This window comes from Thalassobacter sp. HA4-2, from assembly GCF_055693705.1.
On record NZ_JBVFUK010000001.1, the window covers coordinates 701,263 to 722,381 of the forward strand.

The 21,119-nt window shown below is 62.0% G+C and carries 13 protein-coding genes and 1 pseudogene; 6 read left to right on the plus strand and 8 right to left on the minus strand.

Annotation, left to right across the window (positions count from 1 at the left end; translation table 11 throughout):
- Window positions 1-183 precede the first annotated feature (183 nt).
- Genes era through recO form a run of 3 tightly spaced genes read left to right on the plus strand, consistent with a single transcriptional unit; the run spans window position 184 to window position 2,186 of the window.
- A complete protein-coding gene (gene era / locus ACZ1G0_RS03550; RefSeq protein WP_472735684.1) occupies window positions 184-1,119 on the plus strand; it encodes a GTPase Era in 936 nt (311 codons plus the stop codon).
- Window positions 1,116-1,448, plus strand: a complete 333-nt coding sequence (locus ACZ1G0_RS03555) for a DUF1491 family protein (RefSeq protein WP_472735685.1) — start codon at window positions 1,116-1,118, stop codon at window positions 1,446-1,448. The genes era and ACZ1G0_RS03555 overlap by 4 nt, the downstream gene beginning before the upstream one ends.
- Window positions 1,449-1,457: 9 nt before the next feature.
- The gene (gene recO / locus ACZ1G0_RS03560; protein ID WP_472735686.1) at window positions 1,458-2,186 is read left to right on the plus strand and encodes a DNA repair protein RecO; all 729 of its coding nucleotides are present in this window, start codon (window positions 1,458-1,460) and stop codon (window positions 2,184-2,186) included.
- Between the two features lie 69 nt (window positions 2,187-2,255).
- Here recO and ACZ1G0_RS03565 read toward each other — a convergent pair whose 3' ends face one another.
- Window positions 2,256-2,654 (minus strand): META domain-containing protein, encoded by a 399-nt coding sequence (locus ACZ1G0_RS03565; protein ID WP_472735687.1) that lies wholly within the window; start codon window positions 2,652-2,654, stop codon window positions 2,256-2,258.
- Between the two features lie 152 nt (window positions 2,655-2,806).
- Between ACZ1G0_RS03565 and ACZ1G0_RS03570 the strand changes: the two genes are divergently transcribed.
- Entirely contained in the window at window positions 2,807-4,828 is a 2,022-nt protein-coding gene (locus ACZ1G0_RS03570) for an AsmA family protein (protein WP_472735688.1), read from the plus strand.
- 45 nt (window positions 4,829-4,873) lie between these two features.
- On the opposite strand, the gene ACZ1G0_RS03575 is transcribed toward ACZ1G0_RS03570, so the two are convergent.
- Window positions 4,874-5,464 (minus strand): GcrA family cell cycle regulator, encoded by a 591-nt coding sequence (locus tag ACZ1G0_RS03575; protein ID WP_472735689.1) that lies wholly within the window; start codon window positions 5,462-5,464, stop codon window positions 4,874-4,876.
- A 123-nt stretch (window positions 5,465-5,587) separates the two neighbouring features.
- Between ACZ1G0_RS03575 and ACZ1G0_RS03580 the strand changes: the two are divergent.
- Window positions 5,588-6,372 (plus strand): annotated as a pseudogene (locus tag ACZ1G0_RS03580) (ABC transporter permease).
- Here ACZ1G0_RS03580 and ACZ1G0_RS03585 read toward each other — a convergent pair.
- Genes ACZ1G0_RS03585 through ACZ1G0_RS03595 form a run of 3 tightly spaced genes read right to left on the minus strand, consistent with a single transcriptional unit; the run spans window position 6,362 to window position 9,391 of the window.
- On the minus strand, window positions 6,362-7,222 hold the full coding sequence (locus ACZ1G0_RS03585; RefSeq protein WP_472735690.1) for a DMT family transporter: 861 nt from the start codon (window positions 7,220-7,222) through the stop codon (window positions 6,362-6,364). The pseudogene ACZ1G0_RS03580 and the gene ACZ1G0_RS03585 sit on opposite strands and share 11 nt — an antisense overlap.
- Window positions 7,219-8,145, minus strand: a complete 927-nt coding sequence (gene argF, locus ACZ1G0_RS03590) for an ornithine carbamoyltransferase (RefSeq protein WP_472735691.1) — start codon at window positions 8,143-8,145, stop codon at window positions 7,219-7,221. The genes ACZ1G0_RS03585 and argF overlap by 4 nt, the downstream gene beginning before the upstream one ends.
- A gap of 58 nt (window positions 8,146-8,203) precedes the next feature.
- The gene (locus tag ACZ1G0_RS03595; RefSeq protein WP_472735692.1) at window positions 8,204-9,391 is read right to left on the minus strand and encodes an acetylornithine transaminase; all 1,188 of its coding nucleotides are present in this window, start codon (window positions 9,389-9,391) and stop codon (window positions 8,204-8,206) included.
- A 325-nt stretch (window positions 9,392-9,716) separates the two neighbouring features.
- On the opposite strand from ACZ1G0_RS03595, the gene ACZ1G0_RS03600 reads away from it, so the two are divergent.
- The gene (locus tag ACZ1G0_RS03600; protein ID WP_472735693.1) at window positions 9,717-18,155 is read left to right on the plus strand and encodes a Hint domain-containing protein; all 8,439 of its coding nucleotides are present in this window, start codon (window positions 9,717-9,719) and stop codon (window positions 18,153-18,155) included.
- A 69-nt stretch (window positions 18,156-18,224) separates the two neighbouring features.
- Here ACZ1G0_RS03600 and ACZ1G0_RS03605 read toward each other — a convergent pair whose 3' ends face one another.
- The 3 genes from ACZ1G0_RS03605 to hisC are packed head-to-tail and all read right to left on the minus strand — an operon-like array spanning window position 18,225 to window position 21,115.
- Complete coding sequence (locus ACZ1G0_RS03605; protein ID WP_472735694.1) at window positions 18,225-19,103, minus strand: extensin-like domain-containing protein; 879 nt, start codon at window positions 19,101-19,103, stop codon at window positions 18,225-18,227.
- Window positions 19,104-20,027 carry a prephenate/arogenate dehydrogenase family protein gene (locus tag ACZ1G0_RS03610; protein ID WP_472735695.1) on the minus strand — a complete coding sequence of 308 codons (924 nt, stop codon included), beginning with the start codon at window positions 20,025-20,027 and terminating at the stop codon, window positions 19,104-19,106. It abuts the gene before it with no gap.
- Window positions 20,024-21,115: a histidinol-phosphate transaminase gene (gene hisC, locus ACZ1G0_RS03615; protein WP_472735696.1), complete on the minus strand. Its 1,092-nt coding sequence runs from the start codon at window positions 21,113-21,115 to the stop codon at window positions 20,024-20,026. The genes ACZ1G0_RS03610 and hisC overlap by 4 nt, the downstream gene beginning before the upstream one ends.
- Window positions 21,116-21,119: the final 4 nt, after the last annotated feature.

The window sequence follows — 21,119 nt, forward strand, 5'->3', positions numbered from 1 at the left end:
GGGGGCTACGCCCCCGGGGTTGGTTTAATGTCGGGGGCTACGCCCCCGGACCCCCTGTTGAGTGGGGGCTTTGCCCCGCGCCTGCGGCGCTCCCCCAGGGGTATTTGTGACCCAATGAAGGGCCGCGCGTTGGAGTTGATCGCAGCCGCCGCACCCCGTATGTGCAGGGTTAGAAACCAAAGGATGCTTCATTTGACCGACCCCCAACCCGCCACCCGCGCCGGATTTGTTGCCCTGATCGGAGAGCCCAATGCGGGCAAGTCCACCTTGTTGAATGCGATGGTGGGCGCGAAGGTGTCCATTGTGACCCACAAGGTGCAGACCACGCGGGCGCGTATTCGCGGGGTGGCGATGGAGCCCAACGCCCAGATCGTCTTCATCGACACGCCCGGTCTGTTCCGGCCCCGCCGCCGGTTGGATCGCGCCATGGTTGCGGCCGCGTGGTCCGGGGCGGCGGATGCGGATATCGTCGTACTGTTGATCGAGGCGCACCGGGGTCTGACCGAGGGCACGGAGGCGATTATCGCGGCGATGGAAGAGCGGGCGGTGGAGGGCCAGCGCTATATCCTTGCCATCAACAAGATCGACCGGGTGAAGGCGGATGTTTTGCTGGGGCTGACGGCCCGGATGAATGAACGGTTCGCCTTTGAGGAAACCTTTATGATTTCTGCCGAAAAGGGCCACGGTGTACCGCACTTGCGGGAATGGCTGGGGCGCGCGTTGCCCGAGAACCCCTATTACTATCCCGAGGATCAGATCGCCGATCTGCCCATGCGCATGATCGCCGCCGAGATGACCCGCGAGAAGCTGACCCTGCGCTTGCACCAGGAGCTGCCCTATCAAATGACCGTCGAGACGGAGAAGTGGGAAGAGCGCAAGGACGGCTCCGCCCGGGTGGATCAGGTCATCTATGTCATGCGCGACGGTCACAAGGGCATCGTGCTGGGCAAGAACGGCGAGACGGTCAAGGCCGTGGGCAAGGCCGCCCGGGCCGAACTGGAAGAGTTCATGGGCCGCAAGGTGCATCTGTTCTTGCAGGTGAAGGTCCGTCCCGGCTGGCTGGAAGAAAAAGAGCGTTACGACGAGATGGGTCTGAATTTCCGCGACGGGAACGCATGACCCGGCTGACGGCGGACTTTTGGGTCGCGGCCTACCGCGCGCGGCTGTCCTTGGTAGAGATCCCCTGTTTCGTCGTCCGAAAGGGTGATGCCACCGCCGGGGCGGTTCTGGTCAAGTTGAACACGCTTGACGGCAATGCGGTGGTTTACCAGCGCAGTTTCGATCTGATGACCGGGGCGCGGGCTTGGCTGGTGTTGGCCGAGGGGCCCGAGGCGACCTGCGACGCGGCACTTGCCAAGCAGGCGCAGTTTGATCCCGATGTCTGGGTGTTGGAGATCGAGGACCGGGCGGGGCGGCATTTGTTGGACGAACCGGGCCTGTCGGACTAAACTTGGGGCATGGACTGGCGCGACACGGGGGTGGTTCTGTCCGCCCGACCCCACGCAGAGACTTCGGTTATTCTAGAGGTGCTGACCGACGGTCATGGCCGTCACGCGGGCGTGGTGCGCGGGGGCGTCAGTCGCAAGATCGCGCCCCATATCCAACCTGGCGCCGAGGTGCAGGTCACGTGGCGCGCGCGGCTGGAGGCGCACCTTGGCAGCTATACCGTGGAGCCGGTGCGGTCGCGCATGGCGCCCGTGGTGGGCGATCCGTTGCGCCTGTCGGCCTTGTCAGCGGTTTGCGCGCTCGCGGGATTTGCCCTGCCGGAGCGGGAGGCCTTGCCCGATCTGACCACCCGCACCCGCGCGCTGGTAGATGCCATCGCGGACGGGGAGGGGTGGCTGACCGACTACATGCACTGGGAGGTGGCGCTGCTGGGCCAGCTGGGCTTTGGCCTTGATCTGAGCGAATGTGCCAATGGGGGCGGGGCCAACGATCTGGCCTATGTGTCCCCGCGCACGGGCCGGGCGGTCAGTCGCATGGGGGCGGGGGCGTGGGCGGATCGTCTGCTGCCCCTACCCGAATGTCTGTTGGGGGGGATGCCCACGGTGCAAGGTGTGCGTCAGGCGCTGGACCTGACCGGATACTTTTTGGGTGAAAAGTTGGCCCGCAGTCTGGGAGAGCGCCCCTTGCCCGCCGCCCGCCAGCGGTTTCTGGATCAGTTGGAACGTGCCGCGCGGGCGTGATACCCGGTAGGGCGGGACTTGTCCCGCCGCCCCCGGCGCAAAGGTGGGACAAGTCCCACCCTACCGCCCTCAGTCCGCGCGCACGAATACCATTTCATCCCCGTCCTCGGTGGACAGGATCATGGTGTTGCCCTGCACCTCGGCGATATTCACGGCGCGCAGGGCGTCGAAATACTGCTGCTCTGCCGCCAGTGCCGGGCAGGCGGTCTTGGTAGAGGCGATCCGCTCGATTTCCACCCATGGGTACGGCACCCCTTGGCGGGCTGTAAAGCTGTTGCAGGGACCGGACCCTTGCACGACGCCCGGGGCCGGAAAGGCCAGCGTGGCCCGGGCGGGATAGGTCGCCCCGTTCAGGATTTCCAACTGCCACAGGGCCCCGTCGGGGACAAAGCCGGAAATGGTCTCGTCCGGCACGCAGGCGGCCAGACCAAGGGTGGCGGCAAGGGCAAGGGGCAGGCGTGGGGACATGGAACCTCCGGTCGTCAGTGGGCGTTAGGTATACAGCCCAAAGCGGGTCTACAAGGTGCCTGCGGTGGTACGCCGACGGATCCGGCGTCCATTGCGCCTGTCTCGTCCCGTCCCTAGGGTGGCTTTAGATATGACCGTAAGGACCAACCCCCATGCGCTGGATTTTCCGCATTGCCCTGACCCTTGTGACCCTTGCCGTGGTGGCGGTGGGCGCGCTGTTCCTGATTCCATCGGACCGGATCGCCGGGCTTGCGGCGGATCAGTTCGAGGGCGCCACGGGGCGCGCCATGACGATCTCGGGTGACGTGTCTCCCACCCTGTTCCCCCGTCTTGGGGTCGCGGTAGAGGGGGTGACAATCGCCAACGCCCCATGGTCCGACCAAGGGCCGATGGTGCAGGCGGACCGGCTGGATGTTGGCGTGGATCTGATGGCGCTGGTGGGCGGTGCGGTGGAAATCACCCGGCTGCAGATCAACCGCCCCCAGATCATTCTGGAACGCTCTGCCGATGGTCGCGCGAATTGGGTATTTGAAACGCAGACCGCGCAGACCGACGCCCAAGCGCCCTCTGCGGGCGGTGACAGCGCGCCGGACGCAGCCAGTGAGACGGCGCTGCCCCCCATCTCGGTCGCGCTGGCGCAGATCACCGATGGTAGCCTGACCTACATCGACGCCGCCGCGAACCGACTGGAGCGGCTGGAGGCGCTGGACGTCACCGCCCGCCTGCCCAGCCTGACCGAGCGTGCGACGGCCGAGGCCTCTGCCCTTTACAACGGGGCCGCGATCACGGTGTCCGGAGAGGTGGCCAGCGTGGACCAACTGCTGTCCGGCGCGCTGACGGAAATGGCGGCCACGGTGACCTCGGGCGGGACGACAGTGGCGCTGGCCGGGCGCGCGGGGCTGGACCCCATCGGTTTTGAAGGACAGATCAATCTGAACAGTGCCGAACGGGCGCAGATTTTCGCGGCCTTGGGCCAAGCGGCCCCGGCGTTGCCCCAAGGGTTGGGTCGGGACCGGATTGCCCTGAAGGGCGCGCTGACCTTGGCCAGCGAAGGGTCGGTGCACCTGCGCGGGATGGACCTGACCCTTGATGGGAATGCCGTGGCGGGGGACGTTGATGTGTTCACCGCGGGCGACCGGCCCAAGATCGTGGCGCGCCTGACCGCCGGGGATTTGAACCTGCGCGGCTTGTCCGAACAGGGCCGCGCGGCCGAGGGGCAAGTGGACAGCACCCCGGGCTGGAGCACGGAGCGCATCGATGTCAGCGCCCTGTCCGCCGTGGATGCGGATGTGACCCTGTCCACCGGGGCGTGGTCGCTGGGGGATGCCACCATCGACCGGGTCGCAGCCTCTGTCGCGCTGGACGCGGGCCGTGCCGTGGCAGATCTGGACGCCATCGCGCTCTATGGGGGGACGGTGTCTGGCCAAGTCATCGTGAACGGACGCAACGGCCTGTCGAGCCGCGTGAACGTGGCGTTGAACGGGTTGCAACTTGGCCCCTTTTTGACGGAATTCATCGACTACGACCGCCTGCTGGGGCGGGTTGACGGGGCCGTAAATGTGCTGGCCGTGGGCAACACCATGGACGCGCTGATGCGCAGTCTGGACGGCGAAGGCCGTTTTGCCATCGGGAAGGGCGAGATCCTCGGCCTGGATCTGGCAGGTATGCTGCGCAACCTCGACACCAGCTACCGGGGCGAGGGGCAGAGCACGATTTTCGATGGGATCAGCGCCAGTTTTGCAATTGCGGGCGGTGTGCTGCGCAACGACGACCTGAGCGTTCAGGCTCCGCTTCTGACGGCCACGGGACGGGGGACCGTCGGCATCGGGGCGCAGACGCTGGACTACCGCGTGGTGCCACAGGTGATGCGCGGCGAGGCGGATACGGGGATCACGGTTCCCGTGCTGATCACAGGCACATGGGCCGCGCCGAAATTCCGACCCGATGTCGAGGCGCTGTTTGATCAAGAGTTGGAAGAGCAAAAGGCAGCCCTGGAGGCCCGCGCCAAGGCCGAAGAGGATCGTCTGAAAGAGCAGGCCCGCCAACGCCTCGCCGACGAGTTGGAGGTGGATGGCGCCACCCTAACCGACCGTGAAAGCGTCGAGGACGCCATCAAGGACAAGGTCGAGGATGAATTGCGCGGTGCCCTACGCGGGCTGTTGGGCGGAAACTGAAAAAGGCCCGCGCTTGCGGGCCTTTTTTCGTCACCATTAGGTTGTCTAGCGGCGGCGGTCCCGGCGCGACGACATGGGCTGGAACGCGACACCCACGTGCGCCTCGCAGTAGGGTTTGCCGGCCTGCACAGGCAGACCACAGAACCAGAATTCCGGTGTCGCTGGATCACCGATGGGCCATTTGCAGGTCCGCTCCGTCAGCTCCATCAGGTTGAGCTTTTTTGCGCCTTTTTCGATCTCACTGACCCGGGCCAAGGCCTCTGGGCTGATTTCGTTTGCCGATGGTTGCGGCGGCAGGGGCTGGCCTGCGGGCACGATGGCCTTGCGCATGGGGCTGATGGCCACGGGCTTGGGCGGTTCTGCCGACGTGGTCACAGGATCGGGTTTTGGCGCGGGGGCGGCCGGTTTGGGCGCGGCCTTCGGAGCCTCTGCCTTGGCGGCGGCCTTGGGCGCGTCTTTCTTGGCGGCGGCGGGTTTGGCCGTGCCTTGGTTCCGATTGGACAGGCCCAGACGGTGCACCTTGCCGATCACGGCGTTGCGGGTGACCCCGCCCAATTCCTTGGCGATCTGGCTGGCGGATTGCCCCTCCATCCACATCTTCTTCAGAACTTCTACGCGGTCATCGGTCCAGGACATAGGGTGCCTTTCATTTCAGTCGGGCTATTGTACGCCCTTGGGCACGCGCGATACAAGCGCGGCAAGACGCGGATATGGCAAGGCGAGGCAGAAATGACAAGTAGAGACAGCGAAATGGCCGAAATGGGCGTGCGTCGGTTCGGTGCCGTCAATTGGTTGGGCATGAAAACTCTGGCCGAGCGGGAGGTCCGCCGGTTCCTTGCCGTCTGGACCCAGACCCTGCTGGCCCCGCTGGTCACGGGTGGGTTGTTTCTGTTGATCTTCACCTTGGCCGTGGGCACCCGGCGCGGTGATGTGATGGGCGTGGAGTTCGTGCACTTTCTGGCGCCGGGCATCCTGATGATGACGGTGATCCAGAACAGCTTTGCCAATGTGTCGTCGTCCATCGTGATCAGCAAGGTACAGGGCAACATTGTCGATACGTTGATGCCCCCCTGTCCGCGACAGAGCTGGTGGTGGGCTATCTGGCGGGCGGTATCCTGCGGGGCATGGTGGTGGCCGTGGCCATTGCCGCAATCCTGTTTCCCTACATCGGGCTGGGCGTGGCGCACCCGGTGTTGGCGCTGGTCTACATCGTGCTGGGCGGTGCCTTTCTGGGGGCCCTTGGGATCATCGCCGGGGTCTTTGCCAACAAGTTTGACCAAATGGCGGCGATTACGAATTTCATCGTCACGCCCCTGTCGTTCCTGTCGGGCACCTTCTATTCGCTGGACAGCCTGCCGCCCTTCATGGTCACGCTCAGCCACCTGAACCCGGTGTTCTATCTGATCGACGGGCTGCGGTTCTCGGTCATTGGGGTGTCGGACAGCCCGGTGTGGCTGGGCCTGACGGTTGTGATCGGCAGCGTGGCGGTGGTGGTCGGCATCGCGTGGCGCATGTTCCACACGGGCTACCGGCTCAAGCCCTGATACGCTCCCGCCAGGCCAACAGGATCGCGCCCCCGATGATCAGCGCGGCCCCGGCGAGGGACACGCTGGTGGGCCAAACCGCAAAGATGGCCCCATCGTAGAGGGCCGCGAACACAAGGGTCAGATAGCTGAACGGTGTGACATAACTGGCGTCGGCCCGGGCCATGGCACTGACAAAGCAGAACTGCGCGCAGGCCATCAGGGTGCCAAGGGCCGCCATGGACGCCCATTGCACAGGGTTCGGTTGTGCCCAGGTCAGGGCCGCGACCACGGTGATCAGGCACACCCCGATGGAGTTGTTGAAAAATAGCACCTGCAACGGCGCCTCGCGCCCGGACAGACGTTTGATGAAGATCAGCTCGATCCCCATCAGCAGGGCGGCGGACAGGGCAAAGATCGCCCCGATTTCGATGCTGGCGGCGGGCCGGATCAGGATCAGCGCGCCCAGAAAGGCAATCACAGCGGCTAGCCAGCGCCACTTGCCCACCTTCTCGCCCAGCAGGGGGATGGCAAGGATCATGCCAATGATCGGGTTCAGAAAGCTGATGGCGGTGGCATCGGCCAGCGGGATCGCGGCGGCGGCGGCAAACATGCAGGTCACACCGCCCGCCCCGCACAGGGTGCGCCCGATGTGCAGGCCAAGGTGCGGGCGCGTCAGGCGCGTGCGGGTCAGGGCGATGACACCCGCGATGGCCACCCATGCAAAGGCAAACCGCCCGAAGGTCACCATGAAGGGCGGCAAAGGGTCCCCCAGGGTGTCGGTCCCAAGGGCCTTGGCCAGGATCATGGTTCCCGCAATGAACGCCGTGGCCACGACCATGAAGGCCACGGCCTGTAGGCGGGGCGTCACAGGCCGAGGCACCAGCGCATGACGGCCTTTTGGGCGTGCAGACGGTTTTCCGCCTCGTCAAAGATCACCGACGCGGGGCCGTCCATCACCTCGGACGTGACCTCCTCTTCGCGGTGGGCGGGCAGGCAGTGCATGAACAGCCCGTCGTCCTTGGCGTGGGCCATCAGGGCCGCGTTCACCTGATAGGGGCGCAGCATGTTGTGGCGGCGTTCCCGGGCGGATTGGCTATCGTGCATGGAGATCCAGGTGTCCGTGACCACAAGGTCCGCCCCCTCTACGGCGGACTGCGGGTCCCGGTCGATGGTGACGCGCGCCCCGCGCGACCGGGCAAAGCCGATGGCCGCATCCTCTGGGTCCAGCTGTTTGGGGCCGCTGAAGGTCAGGTCGAACCCGAACTGTCCAGCAGCATGGGCAAAGCTGGCAAAGACGTTGTTCCCGTCCCCCAGCCACGTGACCTTCTTGCCCCGGATCGGGCCGCGGTGTTCCTCGAACGTCAGGATATCGGCCATGATCTGGCAGGGGTGGGTCTGGTTCGTCAGCCCGTTGATCACGGGCACGGTGGCGTATTCGGCCATCTCGTGCAGGGTGTCCTCCTCGAAGGTGCGGATCATGATCAGGTCCACATAGCGCGACAGGACGCGGGCGGTGTCAGCGATGGTCTCCCCATGGCCCAACTGCATGTCCGCGCCGGACAGCACCATGGTTTCCCCACCCATCTGGCGCACGCCCACGTCAAAGCTGACCCGGGTGCGGGTCGATGGTTTTTCGAAGATCAGGGCGACCATGCGATTGGCCAGGGGCTGCTCGGTATCCGGGGCACCCTTGGGCTGGCCCGCGCGCGCGGCCTTCATGGCGGCGGCTTGGTCAATGATGGTCCGCAGATCGGAGGGGTCCGTGGTGTGGATGTCTAGAAAATGTGTCATGCGATGGTCCTTGTGGAGAAGGCTGGGGGGCTGTTGGCCCCCAGACCCCCGGGTATTTTCAACCCAATGAAGCAGAGGGCGAGAGCGCCGTGGCGGCGGCGTCCAAGCGGCGCAGCGCCTCGGCGATGTCGTCGTCTGTTATGTTCAGGGCGGGTAGCAGACGCAGGGTATTGTCGGCAGCGGGCACGAGGCACATCAACTGGTCGTACCCTGCTTGCACGACCTCGCCGACGGGTTTGACGCATTTGATGCCAAGCATCAGGCCCGCGCCCCGGACATGGTCAAAAACAGTGGGATGTGTGGCCACCAGCCCTTCCAGGCCTTGGCGCAGAAGGGCGGCCTTGCGGTTCACCTCGGCCAGAAAGGCGTCGGTGGCGACCGTGTCCATCACGGCATTGCCCACGGCGCAGCCCAAGGGGTTGCCGCCATAGGTGGATCCGTGACTTCCGGCGGTCATGCCGCTGGCCGCGTTCTCGGTGGCCAGCACAGCGCCCAATGGAAAGCCGCCCCCGATGCCCTTGGCCACCATCATGATATCGGGCGTGATGCCGGACCATTCGTGAGCGAACAGCTTGCCGGTCCGACCGACGCCGCATTGCACCTCGTCCAAAATCAACAGGGCGCCGGTCTGGTCGCACAGGTCGCGCAGGCCCTTGAGGCATTGGTCGGGCACGGGAATGATCCCGCCCTCGCCCTGTACCGGTTCGAGGATGACGGCGGCCACGGTGTCGTCCATGGCCGCTGTCAGCGCGTCGTGATCGCCGAAGGGCAGGTGTTCAAAACCCGGCAGCAGGGGGCCGAACCCCCGGGTCATCTTCTCGGACCCGGCGGCGGCGATGCCCGCGCTGGAGCGTCCGTGAAAGGACCCCGTGAACGCAAGGATCTTGACGCGTTCCGGCTGGCCCTTTTCGAACCAGTATTTGCGGGCCATCTTGACCGCCAGTTCGCAGGCTTCGGTGCCTGAATTGCAAAAGAACGCGGTGTCGGCAAAGGTCGCCTCGACCAACTTGTCCGCCAGCGCCTGTTGTTGCGGGATGTGGTAGAGGTTGGAGGTGTGCCAAAGCGCCCCCGCTTGCGCGGTCAGGGCATCCACCAATTGCGGGGCCGCGTGGCCCAAGCAGTTCACGGCGATGCCCGCGCCCAGATCCAGAAAACGTCGCCCCTCGGTGTCCACAAGCCAGCTGCCTTCGCCCTTCACGAAATGTAAAGGTGCGCGTGCGTATGTTGGCAAAACTGAGGGGATCATAGCGTTATCTCCATCCCTGAGGTTGAAGGAATGGCGTGGCGCAAAAGGCAAAGGGTGTCAATGCAGGCGAGCGGGAGAGCAGCGGTGCATCGAACTGCGTCAGGCGTTGGCCGCGACGTGATGTGTTGCAGGTTAGCCACTACTCGGCGCGCGAATAAAGGCAGAAATAAGGCAATTATTATGAAACAAAAAGACAATCACATTCTGCCCCATTCTTGCCTTATTTCCGTGTGACGCCTGATTCTAACCGACCATCAGTGTCGGACTGAGGTAAATTAGGGCAGATCCGCAAATGGACGCCCGGCGATGCTAGGAGCAGTAGGTTATGGCGTTTTATGTGGTTTCGGGCACCCAATTTGTGTCGGGTGCAATCTTTGGTCCTGGCAATAAGGAAACAGGTTCTGAGTTGACCGTGACGGGGGGGACGCGTCCTTTCGCCGAGGGTCTGGTCCGCTTGGAGGTCACAAATCTTGATGCTGACGGCAAGTTGACAGCAACGTCCGAGGTGGTCGGCCTGAACGTGTATGCGGACGTAAATGCGCTGAGCTCAGATACGCCAACTGTAACCTACGCACTGCCCGATGGCACCAGCAACATCGTGACCGCATCGGTCGACAACGATCTGATGCTGGATTTGGATCTGTCCAAGTTGGTCTCGACCGACACCGGTGCCCCCGCACTGACGAATGTCACACTGTTCACAATCGAAGATCAGGCAAACGCCTTGGCTGATGGGAAGACGGTCGAATACTCCCCACAATCCGTCCTTGGCGACGGCGATTTCTCGTTCAAGGACAGTGCGTCCGAAGTGCAGACGTCTGCCTCTGACGGCGGCTTGGTTCTGAACGATGTGATCGTGTCCACGACATCGCCTACGTCGGGCGCAGCCCTGCAAGCCGGTACCGATCTGACCGCTATTGTAGACGCCTTGTCTATTGATGTGACGGAAAAGGGCACCGCCAGTTTTACCTATGACGGCAAGCTGTATATCGTCGACAGCTATCAAGGTGGCGAAGGCGCGGTTGCACATAGTGGCGGCGTTGCAAATACGGAAATCCTGACTTTGCAGGCCAGCACGGCCTTGGGTGAAACGATCAGCTTGATCTCGGTCAGTGACAAGGCCGGTGATCTGGTCGAAATCTCGCAAGTGACGCCTACAAAGTTGGAAGCGGTCTCTGCGGACGTATCGCGTGAGTATCTTCTCAACAATGCGGTTGATGACAATTTGACCCTGACTGGCCGGGATGGCGGCGGGGACGGCGGGTCTACCGACGCCAAGATTGCTATCCACGATCTGCTGTTCATTAATGGCGGTACAGCGGGCAATTACGCTGCCTCTGACCTGACGCTTGTTGATACGGCGTATGTCGCCCCAGCCGATGCGTCCACGGCCGAGTTCGCCGTCGGCGATGCGATAAGCGTCGATGGCACAGCTTACACCATTGCCTCGATCAACACTGCGACCGGCAAGTACACCGTTGGCGGCGGCAAATCCGTGGAGGTGAGCACGCAGGTGTTTACGGCAACGGACGCAGTCGGTGACAGCGTAGAATTTATAGTGCCACTGGACGGCACGGATATCGGGGGCATCACCAATGTCGTGGTGACCGATATCAGGCCCAATTTCGGCGTAAAGTATTCGGATCTTGATGGAAACGATAACGTCACGCTTGGCACCCCGGAGGGTGGCACGGGCATTCACGATCTGACGGATGGTGTGGACAACGGCATCGTCACAGGCACGGACGCGAGCGAAGAGATCTTTGGCGGGCCGGGGGACAACCTGGCCGATAACGGTCTTGTCAGCGACGATACCATCAACGGCTTGGGCGGTGACGATACCATTGAGGCTGGCAACGGCAATGATCTGATTGACGGCGGTACAGGCAATGACAGCATCGTCGCGGGCACTGGCGATGATACCATCTTGGGTGGCGTGGGCGCAGATATCATCCGAGGTGAAGCAGGCGCTGATTTGCTAGACTATTCACAATCAGACGCGGGAGTTGCTGTCGATCTATCTGAACAAACGACGCTCGACATCGGCGGTGGAATTACAGCTGCCGTCGGAACTGGCGGACATGCCGAGGGCGATACAATTCGCGGTATGGACAACCTGCAAGGCTCCGCCTTCAATGACACCCTCACAGGTTATGATCAGGATGGGCCGGGCAACGAGATATCGGGCGGCGCGGGTGACGATCTTTTGGACGGTGGCGGTGGTACTGACACGCTTCTTGGTGAAAGCGGAAACGATACACTCATTGGCGGTGCGGGCGCAGATCAGCTGGATGGTGGCGCAGGCGACGACACGATCTACGCGAACGACGGCTCTGGTGGTGCGGGTGGCAGCGGGGTCAACCTGCTGACCAACGGCTCTTTCGAAGACGGCACCCACACGTCCAATGGCGTGGATGGCTTGACCGGCTGGACGAACGTCTCTGGCACGCCGGACAGCCCTGATGAAGGCACCTCGTCGGAAAGCTGGAACCCTGCGCTCTCTCCCGCCGACGGCACCGGCTACATCACGATGTGGACCAACAACAGCGGCACAAGTGCAGAAACCATGTCGCAGACCCTCGCGGCACCGCTTGAGGCTGGAAAAGCTTACGTGCTCAACTTCAGCGCCCACGGCGGTGAGTATCTGAACAGCCAGTGGTTCACGCCATCCGATAACCCCGTTCAGCTCGAGATTTACGATCTGGATACAGGGACATCCCTTGGCACGACCACTGTGCAGGGGCAGACCTATTCGGATTATTCCATCTCGTTCACGCCCAGTACAGATGTCGCCACGATCGGGATACGTCCACAGACACTTGGCACAGGAACCAACCCGTCGTTGACGCTTGACGCGATGTCGTTGACCGAGGCTGGGGTGCAACCTGACGCTGATGTCGTGACCGGTGGCACAGGCGACGACGTGATCTATGCCGATGCTGGTGACGTCGTCGACGGCGGCGAGGATACGGATGAGGCCGATGTCGATAAGCTGTATCTGGAAAATGTAAAATCCATCACCTACACCGGTACGGATCCGGGTGAAGAGCAGGAGACGGGCACGGTCGAATTCAACGACGGCTCCACCATGTCGTTCGCCAATATCGAAGAAGTCTATTCCGGCGGCACACGGGTGAACGATGGCGGTGGTTCGGGCAGCAAGGATATCATCCATGACCTGATCATGCTGGGCAGTCGTCCTGCGGACGGCACGCTGATTTCGGGTGATGAGTTGCTGAGCGTCCATGACAACGTGGAGTTGTCTGGCAACACACCGGGTGCGATCACAAACGGGACGACCACGTTCACCATCAACGGGGAAACGTACACTGTCGTCTCGCAGACGGGTGCCACGGCGGATGTGTCCTACGAGGGTGATACGGTCAATCAATTGTTCGCCAGTGATGCGTCGTTCGTTGTGCTGACCACGACGGACAGCCAAGGCAGAACGGTTGAGTTTTTGACCCAGACGGATCGCGAAGGCGATCTGCAGGACATCACGCAGATACAAGTGAAATCACTTTCTGCGATCACTTCAACAGATGTGAGTGATTTGGATGGTAACGACGCTGTGGACTTGTTCACACCGACAGATATCCAGATGACCGATGCGATCATCACAACGCTTGGTTCTGGCCAGCCGACCGTCAACGGGACGCTGACGTCAGGTTCAGAATTGGTATCTGTCGACGATAACCTCGTCTTCAAGAACGGTGCGGGCCAGAACAGTGCCAACAAGATTGAAGTCAACGACACCGTCACAGTCGGTGGCGTTGAATACACCGTATCTGGGATCAAAGGGTTCGTCGCGGACGTGGAGCATGCGCAGGATGGATCCTCGCAGCTGACCGTCACGTCTGATGTAAACATGTCCAGCATCACTCTGACCCCGTCCGCAGGGGAAGGGGCGCAGCTAAACATCATCGTACCCGATGATGGGCGCGCACTGCCCGGTATCACCGAAATCACGACCAAGTCGGTGGACGCTGGAACGGCTGGCGAAATCGACGGCAGTGAAGTTGATACAAACGACAACGTTACCCTAGCTGAAGGAACGGGTGGCACGGGTAAAAGCGAGACAGATGTTTTTGACATCATTGTCACAAATCAAGGTGCTGCGGGCATCAGCACGGGTGTACTCGAATCCGGTGCCGAATTGATTTCAGTCGAGCAGCCCGGCACGATTACCCATGACGCAGCCGGCGGTACCGATAACGCGATCGATGTTAACGACAAGCTAACATTCGGCGGTGTCGAATATACAATCACGGGCGTCAGTGGCTTGGTCGCCGATATCACACATGACGACGGCTTTGGCGGCACTACGGTATCCGCCAATGTGAAGCTGATAGAGATGAATTTGGCCCCAATCGAAGGGGGCCCCACCGTTACCGTCATGGTCCCTCAAGATGGCAATGCACTGCCTTTGATCACCCAGATCGATGTGACATCGGTCTCTTCGCTCGGACAGAGTATCGCATTCACGACCAGCGATTTGGACGATAAAGACGATGTATCCCTCGAACTCGATCTTGAAGTGCAGGTCTATGACTTGATCCAGCTGTCGGGCAATGTGCCTGCGCAGGGCACGACGCTCACCACCGCCGACAACGAATTGGTCGAAGTGGACGAGCCGATCACCTTTACCATCGGGATTGGGTCGAATGTGATCCAAGCCGGTGATACGGCGATGATCGACGGCGTCGAGTACACCGTGACGTCGCTGGCATCATCGGGCGATGTGGATGTGACCTATGAAGATGGCGCAACCACTCTGCCAACCGGCATTGACTTCACCTACATCACGCTTGCGCCCACGGCAGGCGGGTCGTCGATCACATACATGACCCCGACCGAAGGTGGCGGGCTGATCAACCTGCCCAACATCACGCAGATCACGCAAACCGGCGCTGTATCGACAGAGACCTCTGTTGCCGTGCCCGCAGTGGATGAGAACGACAACGTCACCCTGTCCAGCAAAACAGACGTGCAGATCTTTGACGCCATTGTCATGTCCGGTTCCACGCTCAATGCAGACAATGACGTAGCTACCACCATTGATGGTGACATGACGACCGTTCTTGATGGGATCATCTATACCGGGAACACCGGGTCGGTCATTGATCAGGGCAGCGACTTCATCATTGATGGCGTCACATGGGAGGTCGCAAGCCTTCAGGTGATCAACGCCGACGTGACCCACAACGACAACCTGTTCGGCCAGACGGTCACCAACACTGATGTTATCCAGTTGGAGCTGGGGGACGGCAGTGGCGGATCGCTCATTCTGACCCTTCCCACGGACACTGCGAACCCATCTGGCGACCTGCCCGATATCACCAAGATCGAGTTCAATGCGGTCCAAAGCACAAATGCCGCTCAAAACGTAAGCAGTGTTGACGACAATGATACCGTTACCCTGGCTACGGAAGAGCAGCAGGAGGTCAACGACCTGATCCAGCTGTCTGGTGGCGTTCCCTTGAACGGTCAGGCCCAAACGACGCTGAACGGTGATCTTGTCACGGTTGACGATGGTCTCGTGATCACAAGTCAAGCCTCGCCAAACCAGCTGTCAATCAACGACACGGTTGAGATTGGCGGCGTGGAGTACACGGTCACAGGCACCTCCGACGTCACGATGGATGTGGTGCATGACAACCAGTACGGCATCCCCACCACCACGACTGACGTTGACGGGTCCACCGTGACCCTGACGCCCGTGGGCGGCGGCGCGACAGTGACCTATCTTGTGCCCTTCGATAATGCAGATGATCTGCCAGAAATTCAGCAGATCACCCTGACCAATCAAGCCAATACCAACGGCGCGATCGAGGTGCAGAACCTCGCCAACGATGATGTCGACAACAATGACCTCGTGACCCTTGCCGGTTATGACGCCGACAACACCGCTGTGTTTGACATGATCCGGGTGACAGGGATTGATCCACAGGTCTCGGGCATGCTGGCCACGGACGCGGGCGTCGCAACCAACGGAGAGTTGGTTTCCGTCGCCGATAGCCTGCAATTTGAGTTGGTGGACCCCGCGCAACTTCAGGTGGGCGATACCACTGAAATCAATGGTGTCACCTGGACTGTGCAGGTGATGTACGATGGCGCCACCGGTGTGGTGTCCCATGATGACGTGAACACTGGCCTTCCGACCACCACGGCAGACGTGACCTTGATGGGTGTGCGTCTGACGGATGGCAGCACCACAATCGACTATGTCATCCCGTACGATAGCGAAGGCGATCTTCCCCAGATCACCCAGATTGACTATGACGCGACCACGGGCAGCGTGACAACTGCGGTGGACATCGGGGCGATCGACACCAACGATATCGTCACACTGGAATCAGCCGAAACGCCGAACATCTATGACGTGATCATGATTGAAGGCGGTATGCCGCAATCTGGCACGACACTGCTGTCAGGCACGCAGCTTAGTTCGGTTCAGGAACCGTTGACGTTCAACGTCAGCCAAGACGGGCAAATCGAACCGGGCGCGACCTTTACCTACGGTGGCGAGACCTACGAGATCACAGCGACATTTGCCGCCACTACGGCGATTTCTCAACCCCCGTCGGTTGGGAACGCAACCGGTGTGACGCCTGACGTGCAGACTGTGTTTTTCGAGGCCACTGCCAGTTCCGGCAACACGCTGAACTTCGCGATCCCTGCGGACGGTGAAAACGACTTCCCGGAAATCGTTGCGATTGGGGTTGGCCCCATGCTGGGCGGCGGCACGTGGGATGTGCCAGTCGGCGCGATCGATGACGATCAAGACGTCGAACTGTTCCAAATGACCCAGTTGCACGACCTGATCGAGCTGTCGCCATTGTCGCCGCCACAGTCGGGGGCCGTGTACAACACCGGCAGCGCACCCGGGGCCGCCAACGGCGACATCCGCGAGCTGGTCGAAGTTGATGAGCCGGTGTCCTACCTGCCTCAGACGCCTGGTCAGGTGTCCGTGGGGGATACCTTTGTAATCGATGGGGTTACCTACAGTATCTCCAGCATCGACACTGCAACGATGGACGTCACCTATGATGGTGGGCAGGTTGCCCTTGGCGTGACTGGGCACAACATTACCCTGACACCGACGTCACCCAATGCGCCGCCATTGATCTACACCGCCATTGACTCCGGCGCGAACTATCCCGGTATCACGCAAATCGTCTATGATACGGTTTCGACACAGGCCCCGTCCTACACGATCACGGCCACCAATCTGACGCCAGATGATGTTGTCACCTTGGACGTGCCAGACGCGCAGGATATTACCGGCGCCTTTGACATGATCCTTCTGGCCGATCCGACGCCGACAACGGGGGATATCCTGAACACCGACGACGGGGACCTGATTGCCGTGATCGAACCTTTGGTGTTCAATCAGGTGAACCCCAATGTTCTGGCCGTCGGGGAGACAACAGAAATTGGCGGGGTAACCTACACGGTCAGTGCCTTGGCCACTGGGGTGGATGCTACATACACCTTCACGCCGACCACCGCCTACCCAACGGGCGAGGCCACGCTGCAATCCAACCTGATCACGCTGGATGATGGGTCCGGCAATCTGCTGACGTATCTTGTGCCAGTGGACGCGAACGGCGATGTGCCGCAAATCACCTCCGTCGAGATGGTGGATACCGGCACGACCACCACCTCGATTGCGTTTGGCGCCATCAACTCTGACGACACCGTCACCCTGTCCAACACCACGGCAACGGTCATCTACGATGGGATCGAGTTGTCGGGAACGCCGACCCTGAACGCGATCTTCCAAAGTGCCGGTGTGGCTGGCCCGCAAGATGGTGATCTGATCGAGATTGACGAGCCGCTGGTCTTCAACGCCGAGACACCGGGCGAGATCAATGTTGGTGACACTATCGTCATCAATGGCGAGGTCTTCACGGTTTCGAACACGGACCAGTGGAACGCCACGATCAGTCACACGGATCCCGCCACCGATCTGCCGACAAACTCGTCGGTTTCCGGGGCGCTTGTCACGGTAGATAACGGCGATGGCACAACCTACACTTGGGCGCTGCCGTTCGATGATTTCGGTGATCTGCCAGAGATCACGCAGATTGCGTTCACGGGCTTTGACAACACGCCAACGCCGGGCATCGATCTGGACGATGTGGACTATAACGACTTCATCAGCTTGATCTGTTTCGCCAAGGGATCGCGCATCGCTACCCCGCGCGGCGAAGTGGCGGTCGAGGATTTGACCGAAGGTGACTTGGTCCTGACCCGTGACGCAGGCATCCAACCAATCCGCTGGGTGGCCTCGACCACCGTGGCCGCGATGGGCGACCATGCTCCGATCCGGATCGCAAAAGGGGCCTTGGGCAATACGCGCGACCTGATGGTCTCGCCCCAGCACCGGATGCTGGTGTCCGATTGGCGGGCAGAGATGATGTTCGGCGAAAGCGAATATCTGATCGCGGCCAAGCACCTGTGCAACGGCGATACCATCCACCGTGTCCCGGGCGGCGAGGTGGAGTATTTCCACATCATGTTCGACACGCACCAGATGGTCTTTGCCGAGGGCGTTGCGTCGGAATCGTTCCACCCCGGTGTCGGAGGCATCAAGGGATTGGACGCTGAAACACGCGCGGAACTGTTCCGCCTGTTCCCAGAGCTTCAAGTGAACCCATCGGCCTATGGCCCATCCGCACGATCCAGCCTCAAAGCGTTCGAGGCGCAGGCGCTGATGGCCACTATCGGAGAGCTGGAGCCCGCAATCGCGGCTGAGTGATCGGTGTAAAAACTAAAAAGGCCCGTCCCTGAAAAGGGGCGGGCCTTTTGCATTGTGGTATCGCTGTGTCTAACGACAGTATGTGCGCCCGGCATATTTTGCGGTATCAAAGTGAAAGTGATCTCGGTGTGCGGCGTTCGCGTCAGGCCCCAAGACCGTTCCGAACGGCCCACAGGCGGCGCGCCACATCTCGCGCAGGATACGCCCCTCGCGCCGTTTGCCCCAGTCGGTCAGCAGGGTGATTTTGCTGCCGTCATTGAAATTAAAACCTGCGATATCAATGGCTTTGCCCTTTGCGTGTTCGGACAAAACGCGGCCTCGGCGGCTTTGCCGGCTGCGGCATGAATAGTGGCTGACCACGCGCATGCTCTTTAGACCGCCGCCGTAGCGCCCCACCGCGGGAAGGGCGCCCTTGCTGACCCAGTCGTCCAAGGCGAGGGCGGTTTCACAATCAATCGTCGCCGCTTGGCTCAGGACGACGCCGGATACCTCGGTCACTCGGACGGCATTCGGTACTCCGCACCCGCCCCGGCCCGAGATGGGTGGGATGGATACAGCCTTGACGGAGCGTCGCCCGCAGGCCGCACCGGATTGGCGGCGCGCCACGGCGCGGGTCACGGCCCGGGGCCGGACCTTTGGCCGTATGGACCGTTGCAAGGCAGCCATCTCGATGACCGGCGCTGTGTTCGTCACGCGCCCGCCGTTGGGCGTGGACAGGACCGCCGCGATCCGCGACGCGAAATTCTGCGTGGGCTGACGCGCGGGCGTGGCGGAAGACTGCCGCAAAGTGGGCCGCAGCGACGCGGTCGGCGCCAATGTCGTGCCCTGAACCACACGCGTTTCAATGCCTTGCGCAACAGGGGCCACTGGGCGTGGAACCGGACGCATTTCGGCCCACGCGGGCAGGGCGAGGGTCAACGCGGTAAACATGGCCACGACTGTGCGCATCTACCCCTCCCGCTTTGTCGGGCGACCGAAGTTCGGGGCGTCCGTGTCTTGCCCAGCCTCAATGATCCCGCGCCGGATCGCGCGGGTGCGGGTGAAAAAGTCGTACAGGTGATCACCATCGCCCGTGCGGATGGCCCGTTGCAGGGCGAAGAGTTCCTCGGTGAAGCGGCCCAAAATCTCTAGCGTGGCATCTTTGTTGGACAGAAACACATCACGCCACATGGTCGGATCACTGGCCGCAATGCGCGTGAAATCGCGGAAACCTGCGGCGGAGTATTGGATGACTTCGCTGTCGGTCACGCGCTGCAAATCGTCTGCTACGCCCACCATCGTGTAGGCGATCAGGTGCGGCGCGTGAGAGGTAACGGCCAGAACAAGGTCGTGATGGTCGGGGTCCATCGTATCCACATTCGATCCCATGCCACGCCACAGTTTGGTCAGACGCGCGGTGGCCTCTGGATCCGTACCTTCGACCGGGGTCAGAAGGCACCAGCGGTTGTCGAACAGTTCGGCAAAGCCGGATCGGGGCCCGGAATGCTCCGTGCCTGCAAGGGGGTGACCGGGGATGAAGTGCACGGTGTCAGGCAAGTGTGGGGCCACGGCCTCGATCACCCCGCGCTTGACGGAGCCTACGTCGGTGATCGTCGCACCCGGGGCCAAGTGCGGCGCAATCTCGCGTGCTACGGTGTCCATGGCCCCCACGGGTACGCACAGGACGACCAGATCAGCACCCGCCACAGCCTCGGCCGCTGTGTCAGTCACCCGGTCCACCAGCTCGATTTCGGCGGCGGTCGCACGGGTTTCGGCGCTGCGCGCTGTGCCGACGATTTCGCCCACCAGCCCATCGCGGCGCATGGCATGGGCCATGGACCCCGCGATCAGGCCAAGGCCGATCAGGGCTACGCGGTTGTACAGGATGCTCATGCCGGGTGATCCGCGCGGAAGGCTTCCAGGGCGGCCAGCACCCGGTCCACGTCTGGCGCGTCGCCCACTGTGATGCGCAGCGCCGCGGGCAGGCCATAGCCCGTGACGCGTCGCACGATGATCCCTTGGGTTTTCAGGAAGGCGTCCGCCGCGCCAGCCTCGTCCCCATCGCGGGTGCGGGCCAGTACAAAGTTCGCCTCGGACGGGTCGGACGGAAAGCCCAGCTTGGCCAAACCCTTGGCCAACCGCGCGCGCTGTTCGGTGTTCACGGCGATGCAGTGGGACACGTAGTCTTGGTCCAGCACCGCAGCCTCCGCCGCCGCGAGGGCGATGTGGGACAGGTTGAAGGGTCCCCGGATCCGGTTCAGTGTGTCGATGATCTCGCGCGGGCCATAGCCCCAACCTACACGCATCCCGCCCAACCCGTAAACCTTGGAGAAGGTGCGCGTCATCACCACATTGGGCATGGTCGTCGCAAGGGTTGCGCCGCCGTCGTAACCTTCGGGGAATTCGGCGTAGGCCCCGTCCAGCACCAGCAGACAATCCTTGGGCAGTTCGCGTGCAAGGCGGGTGATGGCGTTGTCGCCGATCATGGTGCCTGTGGGGTTGTTGGGGTTGGCGATGAACACGATCCGGGTGCGGTCGGTGACGGCGTTCAGGATCGCATCCACGTCCGTTGTGCGGTTGGCTTCTGGCACCTCGACAGGTGTGGCGCCTGCGGCCAGCGCCCCGATCTTGTAGATGGCAAAGCCGTGTTCGGTGTGAATCACCTCGTCGCCGGGACCCGCGAAGGCTTGGCACAGCAGGTGCAACACCTCGTCGCTCCCCACGCCGCAGATGATCCGGTCGGGGTCCAGGTCATGGGTCTGCCCGATGGCCGCGCGCAGGGGGGCGTGGTCGGTGGAGGGATAGCGGTGCAATTCCCCCGCCGCCGCCTGTGCCGCGGCAATGGCCTTGGGCGAGGCCCCGAGGGGGTTCTCGTTGGAGGACAGTTTCAGAATGTCGGATACGCCGTCGATATGGCTCGCCCCGCCTTGGTACAGCGCGATGTCCATGATGCCAGGTTGGGGCGTTGGGGCGTGTGTCATTGAC

What these genes read in the sequence shown, in the direction of transcription:
- era (WP_472735684.1), top strand. Translation starts at nt 184, where the DNA reads ATGCTTCATTTGACCGACCCCCAACCCGCCACCCGCGCCGGATTTGTT.
- ACZ1G0_RS03555 (WP_472735685.1), top strand. Translation starts at nt 1,116, where the DNA reads ATGACCCGGCTGACGGCGGACTTTTGGGTCGCGGCCTACCGCGCGCGG.
- recO (WP_472735686.1), top strand. Translation starts at nt 1,458, where the DNA reads ATGGACTGGCGCGACACGGGGGTGGTTCTGTCCGCCCGACCCCACGCA.
- ACZ1G0_RS03565 (WP_472735687.1), bottom strand. Translation starts at nt 2,654, where the DNA reads ATGTCCCCACGCCTGCCCCTTGCCCTTGCCGCCACCCTTGGTCTGGCC.
- ACZ1G0_RS03570 (WP_472735688.1), top strand. Translation starts at nt 2,807, where the DNA reads ATGCGCTGGATTTTCCGCATTGCCCTGACCCTTGTGACCCTTGCCGTG.
- ACZ1G0_RS03575 (WP_472735689.1), bottom strand. Translation starts at nt 5,464, where the DNA reads ATGTCCTGGACCGATGACCGCGTAGAAGTTCTGAAGAAGATGTGGATG.
- argF (WP_472735691.1), bottom strand. Translation starts at nt 8,145, where the DNA reads ATGACACATTTTCTAGACATCCACACCACGGACCCCTCCGATCTGCGG.
- ACZ1G0_RS03595 (WP_472735692.1), bottom strand. Translation starts at nt 9,391, where the DNA reads ATGATCCCCTCAGTTTTGCCAACATACGCACGCGCACCTTTACATTTC.
- ACZ1G0_RS03600 (WP_472735693.1), top strand. Translation starts at nt 9,717, where the DNA reads ATGGCGTTTTATGTGGTTTCGGGCACCCAATTTGTGTCGGGTGCAATC.
- ACZ1G0_RS03605 (WP_472735694.1), bottom strand. Translation starts at nt 19,103, where the DNA reads ATGCGCACAGTCGTGGCCATGTTTACCGCGTTGACCCTCGCCCTGCCC.
- ACZ1G0_RS03610 (WP_472735695.1), bottom strand. Translation starts at nt 20,027, where the DNA reads ATGAGCATCCTGTACAACCGCGTAGCCCTGATCGGCCTTGGCCTGATC.
- hisC (WP_472735696.1), bottom strand. Translation starts at nt 21,115, where the DNA reads ATGACACACGCCCCAACGCCCCAACCTGGCATCATGGACATCGCGCTG.